Source organism: Candidatus Symbiopectobacterium sp. 'North America' (assembly GCF_015762685.1).
In the GTDB taxonomy this organism is placed as follows: Bacteria; Pseudomonadota; Gammaproteobacteria; order Enterobacterales; family Enterobacteriaceae; genus Symbiopectobacterium.
Map to the genome: position 1 here is coordinate 1 of NZ_PEHF01000113.1, position 1,474 is coordinate 1,474.

General features: G+C 46.3%; 2 protein-coding genes and 1 pseudogene. 2 read left to right on the top strand and 1 reads right to left on the bottom strand.

Going from position 1 to position 1,474, the window contains the following annotated elements:
• Positions 1-199: 199 nt before the first annotated feature.
• Positions 200-748 carry a hypothetical protein gene (locus CS369_RS22510; RefSeq protein WP_244665199.1) on the bottom strand — a complete coding sequence of 183 codons (549 nt, stop codon included), beginning with the start codon at positions 746-748 and terminating at the stop codon, positions 200-202.
• A gap of 188 nt (positions 749-936) precedes the next feature.
• On the opposite strand from CS369_RS22510, the pseudogene CS369_RS22515 reads away from it, so the two are divergent.
• Together CS369_RS22515 and CS369_RS22520 are read left to right on the top strand one after the other, a co-directional pair.
• A pseudogene (locus CS369_RS22515) lies at positions 937-1,186 on the top strand (transcriptional regulator).
• Positions 1,187-1,188: 2 nt separating this feature from the next.
• Positions 1,189-1,474, top strand: a 286-nt coding sequence (locus CS369_RS22520; RefSeq protein WP_280514849.1) for a DNA-binding protein, incomplete at its 3' end; no start/stop codon positions are given.

Here is a 1,474-nt window from a genome sequence, read left to right on the forward strand (position 1 = left end):
GAAGGGATTCAGGGCTTTTGCATAGCCCGGTGAGAAAATGGAAAAAACCGGTTATTTCTGCACTACATTTTGCACAACTTTGATCGTCGTTCGATCCAGTTTAAGCGGCGTTTAAACGCTCTTAAATCATTCTACAGTGAATTATAGCCATTGTGTTAATTCGCAGGCCGTTGAAGTTTTCTGACCATCCTCCGATAAACTAAACAGCCTGCTTACGTCCGCCAGTCAGGCTGGCCGATGCTGCCCCGCCTTCACTATCGGAACCACTCTCTTTAGCTCGCTCATCATTCAATGAGGCCGCTGCGTTGCTTTGCATCCCTAGGATTTTCGCTTTCACAACACGATCAAGCTGTAACAGTTTTATGTTGTCCTCATCCAGTAAGTAAAGAACCGTTTCAACGCCTTTGCGGGCAAGTACCTCAGTAAGCCTCTGGCGCTCGCTACTTGTAAGAAAAGAAAGCATATCAGTTAACTTGTTATCACCAGGTTTGGTTGATTTTGGTGATTTATCGACATCAAATGGTGATTCACCTTTCCCATCCCTCAACCAGTCCAATCTGACACCCTCACTAGTAGCTATCTGAGGCAGAAGATTATCACGAGGTTCAGGGATGTTGCCCTCTTTCCGGTAATAGCTTTTCAGTGTGTTTATATTTATACCCCATGCGCGGGCCGCTGCGCTTCTTGAGGGGTAACCCATGATGAGGCTAGTTATTCGCTCAATCACAGGTTCTTTTGACTGTCCCACAAAAATACCTCTAGGTTATTTTGAATTGATAGGTTTTTCTTATAACTGTATGATTTTAAATGTAAAAAACAAACAACCCCAAATAACCAAAAAATCCCTTTTTTTGGTATTTTTTGGTTATCTATTATTTATCTGTAGAGATAACCGCGCAGTTATCCGCGCGCATAACTTTTTAGGATAAAGGAACGATGAGCAGAAAAGAAGATCTGGTGTCAGATTGGCACCCTGAAATCATCAAGGCAGAGATCCATAAGCTGGGGCTGTCCTTTCGTACCCTGTCGCTCCAGGCTGGTTACAAGAAAGACTCGCTGAAAAAGTGTTCTGCGCACACCGTGTAAGCCTTATCAACAAATCATCGCGGATGCATTGGGGGTTCCGCCGGAAGTTATCTGGCCCAGCCGTTATCAAACTGACAGTTACATGCGTAAGGCGTCATGATGATGTTTGTTACCGTGAAGGAATTGTTGGGTGTTCCCGGCCTCCCAAAAACTGACAAAGGGATTCGGCAAGCGCTTGCTCGAAGCTCAGGTGGAGTCCCAGAACTGGTTCGTATGCGTACAGGCACTCACGCTCTTGAATATCATATTGACTGCCTACCACCACAGGCCCGCGAAGAAGTACAGCGCCGCCACTACAACACCCTGTTGCAACAACCGCCCGTCAAGGCTCCGGCAGTAGCCAAAACCACAGCATCATCGAGCCAGTTGCTTGAGATCGTGCGCCAAT